We start from the raw sequence: 6,707 nt of genomic DNA on the forward strand, positions 1-6,707 counted from the left end.
TCAAGTAAAGGATAATCCTAGTGTCTGACTTTCCGACAATTGAAGCCTGTATTGGGCAAACTCCGCTGGTTCGCTTGCAGCGGCTTAACTGTGGCACCTCAACTGTACTGTTAAAGTTGGAAGGGAATAACCCAGCGGGTTCAGTAAAGGATCGTGCAGCACTCAATATGATCATTCAGGCTGAACTTCGCCAAGAGATCAGCCCGGGTGACACGCTTATCGAGGCAACGAGTGGTAATACTGGGATTGCCCTAGCGATGGCGGCGGCGATCAAAGGATATAAGATGATCCTGATTATGCCGGAAAACTCCACCCAAGAGCGTAAGGATGCGATGCAAGCCTATGGTGCAGAACTTATGCTGGTGGATAACATGGAGACGGCGCGGGATTTGGCACTGCAGTTACAAACCGAAGGCAAAGGCAAGGTGCTGGATCAGTTTAATAATCAAGATAACGCGAATGCGCATTTCCTCACGACAGGCCCTGAGATCTGGCAACAGAGTCTAGGCAAAATTACCCACTTTGTGTCAAGTATGGGGACGACAGGCACCATAATGGGTGTGTCCAAATACCTTAAAAGTTGTAATCCTGACATCACTATCGTCGGCCTTCAGCCTGCCGATGGCAGTGCCATTCCTGGGATTCGGCGTTGGCCGCAGGCATATTTGCCAGGGATTTTTGATGCTTCTTGGGTTGATTTAGTGATGGATATTGAAGAGCAAGATGCAAAAGCCATGGCGAGAACCTTAGCGCGAGAGGAAGGGATTTGTGCAGGAGTCAGTTCGGGCGGTGCTGTGTTTGCTGCGCTTGAGATAGCCAGACTGAATCCTGATTCAGTGGTTGTGGCGATTGTTTGTGATAGGGGTGATCGTTATCTTTCGTCAGGGCTTTTCTCCTGAGTCTTAGATATTTCGCCTAAGATATTTGACGACAAGCATTCTTCATTAATAAAAATGGGCGAAATTCGCCCATTTTTACTCACTCAGCCTTGATCATTTTGTCGGTGGGAACTGCGCCAAAATTCGGCTAACGGCTTTGACGGTATCTTGGGCTTTCTCATTGCCGCCTGCATCGAAATCATAACTGTCGCTACCACGCCAAATGAGTGTTTTGGTTTTAGGGTCGACAATATCTATCTGAATAGTTTGAATTTTAGCGGTATCACTGCCCAGTGGTACCCCAACGCTAGTGCCAATTCCTATGCCCCCTGAACGGCCGAATGTGCCAGTGCCTAATCCAATCGATAACCCTGAATCCTTAGGTTTATCTTGGGTCAGTAGGGCGTAGGCGACGTTAAAGTCGGGGGCTTGGGTATTTTCGACAAAGCCTTTTTGAGTCAACTGGTTGTTAATTTCGACTTGAATGCGCTGGGCGCTGAGTGGGTCGTCTGTGGGCTGTGGCGTTAGCTGGGTAAAGCTGTGCAGTGTGCTGAAGTCGTAATTGAGATCGTAATCGTTTTTCGGTTTACTGCTGCAGGCGCTTAATAAGGCAACAGCGACGAGCAGACTGGCAAAGTGACGGTATCCCATGATAGTGCTCCAAGTTGTACAAACTCTGTTCAATGTGCCTTGATTAAGGTTGTTTCTGCAAGTACTTTAGATAAGTGTGTTGTATTTGAATCGCTTTAAACGCCACTTTGCAGCTTCATTTTTAGCAAAGGTCGATTATCCATGATTCATTTGGGCATACCGCATCGTGAGAACAGCTCATTTTGACAGAGGAATAGCGGCGGGTTATGGAACAGTTAGCCTTTTTTGATATCCCCAGTCCCTGTATCGGTGTGTGTCAAACTGATGCGCGCGGTTACTGTAATGGTTGCCTGCGAAGCCGTGACGAAAGATTCAATTGGTTAACGTTTTCAGATGCGCAAAAGTATGATGTCATTCGGCTGTGCACTCAACGTAAACGCCGTCGCCAGTTGGCGATGATGAAAGCAAGGCAAGCGCAAATAGAGCAAGAAAGGGCGGCGTTAAATCCGCAGTTGAATTTTGAGCCTGAGCCCGAAGCCGATCTGGATTTTGGTGGCTTCGAGCTAGACTAATAGTTTGAATTGCAAGTTAACTAGGCCAGTTAAATAGTCTTGTTTAACTCACTTGTTTTACTGGCTTGTAGAATTAGCGCGTTAGATGAATAACAGAACCGCAGCCGTTTAATCCCTATCCCAATCCCTATTACAGCTTGCGCTTCTTCGGCCAGATTAAATTAAATCGGGTATGTTGCGCATCGCTAGTGACGCTCACATTCCCTTGATGCCGCTGCATAATCCGTTTAATGATCGCCAGTCCCAAACCGTGTCCCTTATTGCCATTTTGCACCGATTGGCTGCGATAAAAAGGCTCGAACACTTTAGGTAAATCTACTGCTGGTATAGGTTCGCCGTCGTTACTCACACTTAAATTGACCCTATGCTGGGTCTGCTTAACTTCAATAACGATTTCAGTACGGGCAAAGCGTTGGGCATTGGTCAGTAAATTCTGCAGCGCACGTTCAATTAATGCGGGTTCCCCAAACAAGGGCAGTTTTTCGACTTCTGTTTTAAGGGTAATAGGTGTTGGGCTCAAGCTTTCTAGACGCTTAATGCTTTGATTGATGAGATTAATTAAATCGTACTCATCTAACTGGATACCTTCTCGCTGGGACTCTAAGCTGGCGTAGGTTAGCAGTTCCTGAAGCAAGTCTTCCATTTCTTTGATATCGAGCTGCATCTCATCGAGAAAGTCTTGGCGCTTTTGTTCGTCCGAATCAGGCTGACAATACATGGGCATGAGTGCAAGGGCGAATTTGAGCCTCGCCAGCGGCGTGCGGATCTCATGGGATACCGCATTAGACAGGTGTTTCTGGTTTTCTATCAAGGCACTAATATGCCGCGCCATTTCATTAAAGGTATTGGCTAAGGGTTTGACTTGGGAACGATTTGATAGGGTAATTCGCGTGTCCCATTTCGCTTCGCCAAACTCTTTAGTGGCCTTACGTAGTATGCTCAAATCCCGAGAAAGCGGGCCAACCCAAATTAGCGCAACGAGGGCGAGTGATAAATAAAAGAACAGGGTGAACAGGCTGCGAAGGTTGCCTCTAGGATCGATGTCCAGCGGCCCTGCCATTAAGACTTGATCGCCGACTCGGATAAATTGCAGCAGAATATCGTCATTGGTCGTGGTAGTGAACACCTTGCTTGTGCTTAGCGCTTGATTGTCTGCCAGCGCGACTTGATCGGCACTGAGCAATTGCAACGGCATCACAGGATTGGCAGGGATCGCCTCCAGATACCTTTGGCGGGTATCGGGAGGCAGTTCCGCTAACAATTGCGCCAAGGCCACTAATGGCGCATCGAGGGCGTTATTGTCATCCACATTTTTCTGCCACAAGCTGTCGAGTGTCCAGCCAATCCCAAGCACGCTGAGACTGAGTAGCAGATATAAACTGATAAAGAGACGTTTCACTGTATGTGTGCTTAGTTATTCCAGGCTTCAGGCGCAAAGAGGTAACCTTGTCCCCAAACGGTTTTAATTCTGAAAGGTGTCTCGATATTATCGTTGAGTTTTTTACGTAATCTAGAGATACGCACGTCAATTTTTCGATCTTTACCGTCAAAATCAATATTGAGTAACAGCTGATAAATATACTGACGGCTGAGCACTTGGCCCGCTTGTGAGGCCAGTAACCACAGTAACTCGAATTCATGGCTGGTGAGATCGATTTCAGTTTCATTGAGGCGAATCGCGTGGGTATGCGGGTCGATACTCAGTTTACCAAAGGTCAAGCAGTGGGATTCCGCCTGAGGTGGTTGATTCTGACGGCGCAGTAAGTTGTTGATCCGCGCCACTAACAGGGCAGGATCGACGGGCTTAACCACATAGTCATCGGCACCGAGTTCTAGTCCTTTGATTTGATCTTCGCTTGAGCCAAGTGCGCTCATCAATAGGATTGGGCCAGCAAAATAGTCGGGCAGTTTCTCACACAGGGTGAGGCCATCCATGCCCGGGAGCATAATGTCTAACAGTATGATATCTGGCTTGTAATTGATTAATCGCGTTAATACTGTGTCGCCACGGCGTTCAACTTCAACATGCATACCATGGGATTTTAGGTAATCTACAATCAAGTTTGCTAGGCGAACGTCGTCTTCAACCAATAATACTCTGTGGTTCGATTGTGGGCTTGTCATTAAAATAAACTCCAAGGGTTGCGGTAACGTCTGCGAACCTGAGGTTGTGATGCAGAAGTGATTTTAAGTTTGGCACCAGCCAAAGTTTGGTTACTGTCTTTACTCACCATGACAAATTGAATATCCGTCATAGTGTGGATTTTCATGCTTAACGTATGGGTTGAAACTGAATCACTGCACCATTTGGGATAGGCGGCATTGTCGGACAAAATACAGATAAGCTCATCTTTGGCGAGTTCCCACTGCAGTTCAATATAGACGTCGCAGGCTTCTGTTTCTGAACTGGTAATACAAATTTCAGGTGTGAGTTTTAATGCCGCATCGCGAGTTTTAGCTTGAGCAGAACTTGGGCCCATCAAGCCGAGGCTTAGACCAAGAAAGCAAAGCAAGCTTAACTGAGGCAGCGTCACTAACGTTAGAACCTATAGGCTGCGCCGATAAAGTAGGTGCTGCTATAGTCTTGGTCTAACAAGGGACTGGCGGCAATCTCATCGGCAATTAGAGTGTAACGAACTGCCAAGAGTAGATCCCAATTGTCAGTTAATATATAACGGGCCGTCATTTCCGCACCTTTATCCCAACCTGATTTTGCTTGATATTGTTCACTCCAATAGGCGTTTTCACTTGGCCTAACGCCATAATAATAATCCACTACTGCTTGGCTCTTCCAATCAAACACCAGTGCGAATTCAAAAATGAAACGATCGTAATCCCAGCCATAGGTCCATTTTATTTGTGCTTCTGAACCTTGATGAACATTAAACATATCATGGGTGTATGCCAATCGAATAATGCCGAGTCTGGTATAGATGAATGCTTCGGCACCGCCAAGTAGGGTGAAGTTCCGCGTCTCTAAAGAATTAAATTCACGTTCGGGCTCAGTCGACAAAGACATGTTATTTATGGCTTTGGCTTCAATTTGTGTACCGCGGTTCAAAAAGATATTCGATGGATCCCATCGGTAGAAATAGGCTCTATCTAAGCTATAACTGGTGACGAGATTGAACGTGAAGCTTTCTTGCTCGGCTAAGGTGTAGCCTAAATTACCATTATCGAAGAACCAGTGTTCGCCGTAGTAGGCCACTGTAGGGATAAAGAACAGTGGAATATCGTCAAAATCCTTGAGTGGATTGCTTTTTTGCCCCCAGCCAATGGCGACGCCAAGATCCCAGTTGTTCATCTCAATGCATTGATTTTCTGATGCACAGGCTTCTTTCGCCATTCCAACAGAGGGCAAAATACTTAAACTTGTAATGAGGACAAAAAGAATGCGATACATGATTTAACGATTAAGGGCTGAGGTTAACAATACAGAAAAACAGATTAGCATTTTATGCCCAATCCAACAGTGGTTTCATTCGCAGGGATGCAAAATGATACAGCTATCAATTAAATAGTAAATTTGTAGATCGCACAATACCTTGATAGTCATGCTAAAAGCCTATTTTTGTGGCTTTCGTACGGTTAATTGTAGATGTTAAATTTTGTATTCGATAGGTTTCGTCTGTAACTGAAATGATGTTAATTGTGAGCAATATAGCTTTTTTCTTGAAAAGAATAATGCCATTCGCGGTTGTGAACGGCATTTAATGAAGCTGAATAACGCGATGTTGCGGTAATAACACAGAGATTAGAATGAAGATTAATTAACCTCAGTAACCGACTTGTAGCCCATTTCTGTCAGTTGATCGTTTACACAATCAAGCACATATTGTTTTAGCTCTGCATTTTCGACTTGATCTTCAGAGGCCATCTGCTGGCACACTTCTTTCAGCTGAGCGATATCGGCTGCTGGTGCAGGCGGTAAAGAGGAGTCGTCAGCAAAGGTCGTGAAGCTAACTAATGCCAATAGGGTGAAAACAGCTGATAACTTATTCATTTTATTTCCTTTAGTTATGTATTGTTAACCACAGATTAAGAAGCATTCTCTTAATACCACTGCGCCAACACCAGCAATTTATCACTGCTATTCTGTTTTAGATATAAATAATTTTTACCTTTTGGGGTTAAGGTTTTTTAGCTTGTTTTCCTTTGATTCGCTTCAAGTAAATCTGATGTTTAAGTGCTGAACCATTGGCTTAGCATTAGCCATTATCCCAACTGATATACCTGTTTAGCTTAGTATCGGCGATAAGGGCTTTATACAAAGCTTATGCGATGATGGCGTCGCGTTTAATTTATGGATTAGCTTCTAGGGAAAATCTGGCCCCGAGGAGTCGGTATTTTTAAAAAGTGCCACTTACATCACCTTAATCATGGATTTGCGATGGAGTGCTATATTCTTACTGTTTTAACCCCAATTTTGATTAAGGTTTTAAGGGGGCATAATGTTAAACCATGCGGCAGTTATAAAAAGTTGCATTAAATGCGATATGAAGCAGGTTGTAGCAGGTTGACTGCCTAGAATATTGAATTGAAAAGAATTAATTTTTAACTCAATTTCTGATGTGGTTTTCTTGCTAATATTATTTATTTAAGTCTTTGTTTTTAATTTATATTTGTTCTAACTTATTCATTTTTAATGATTTCATTGCCAAGGTTG

General features: G+C 44.4%; 8 protein-coding genes. 2 read left to right on the forward strand and 6 right to left on the reverse strand.

Going from position 1 to position 6,707, the window contains the following annotated elements; all coding sequences use genetic code 11:
- Window positions 1-20 precede the first annotated feature (20 nt).
- Entirely contained in the window at window positions 21-899 is an 879-nt protein-coding gene (gene cysM / locus K5Q99_RS12665; RefSeq protein WP_220777066.1) for a cysteine synthase CysM, read from the forward strand.
- Window positions 900-992: 93 nt separating this feature from the next.
- Here the strand turns inward: cysM and K5Q99_RS12670 are convergent, their stop codons facing one another.
- Complete coding sequence (locus K5Q99_RS12670) at window positions 993-1,529, reverse strand: DUF4136 domain-containing protein (protein WP_220777067.1); 537 nt, start codon at window positions 1,527-1,529, stop codon at window positions 993-995.
- A 206-nt stretch (window positions 1,530-1,735) separates the two neighbouring features.
- On the opposite strand from K5Q99_RS12670, the gene K5Q99_RS12675 reads away from it, so the two are divergent.
- Window positions 1,736-2,041, forward strand: coding sequence for a DUF1289 domain-containing protein (locus tag K5Q99_RS12675; RefSeq protein WP_006085794.1), 306 nt, complete (start codon window positions 1,736-1,738; stop codon window positions 2,039-2,041).
- Between the two features lie 130 nt (window positions 2,042-2,171).
- On the opposite strand, the gene K5Q99_RS23040 is transcribed toward K5Q99_RS12675, so the two are convergent.
- From K5Q99_RS23040 to K5Q99_RS12700, 5 genes are all read right to left on the reverse strand, one after another.
- A complete protein-coding gene (locus K5Q99_RS23040) occupies window positions 2,172-3,440 on the reverse strand; it encodes an ATP-binding protein (RefSeq protein WP_106649703.1) in 1,269 nt (422 codons plus the stop codon).
- Window positions 3,441-3,451: 11 nt separating this feature from the next.
- A complete protein-coding gene (locus K5Q99_RS12685; protein ID WP_006080570.1) occupies window positions 3,452-4,165 on the reverse strand; it encodes a response regulator in 714 nt (237 codons plus the stop codon).
- Window positions 4,165-4,575 (reverse strand): DUF3019 domain-containing protein, encoded by a 411-nt coding sequence (locus K5Q99_RS12690; protein WP_106649704.1) that lies wholly within the window; start codon window positions 4,573-4,575, stop codon window positions 4,165-4,167. The genes K5Q99_RS12685 and K5Q99_RS12690 overlap by 1 nt, the downstream gene beginning before the upstream one ends.
- A 5-nt stretch (window positions 4,576-4,580) precedes the next feature.
- The gene (locus K5Q99_RS12695; protein ID WP_220777068.1) at window positions 4,581-5,444 is read right to left on the reverse strand and encodes a MipA/OmpV family protein; all 864 of its coding nucleotides are present in this window, start codon (window positions 5,442-5,444) and stop codon (window positions 4,581-4,583) included.
- 363 nt (window positions 5,445-5,807) lie between these two features.
- Window positions 5,808-6,044, reverse strand: coding sequence for a hypothetical protein (locus tag K5Q99_RS12700; protein WP_012088493.1), 237 nt, complete (start codon window positions 6,042-6,044; stop codon window positions 5,808-5,810).
- Window positions 6,045-6,707: the final 663 nt, after the last annotated feature.

Origin of the sequence: Shewanella hafniensis, assembly GCF_019655335.1 — a bacterium.
Classification (GTDB): domain Bacteria; phylum Pseudomonadota; class Gammaproteobacteria; order Enterobacterales; family Shewanellaceae; genus Shewanella; species Shewanella hafniensis.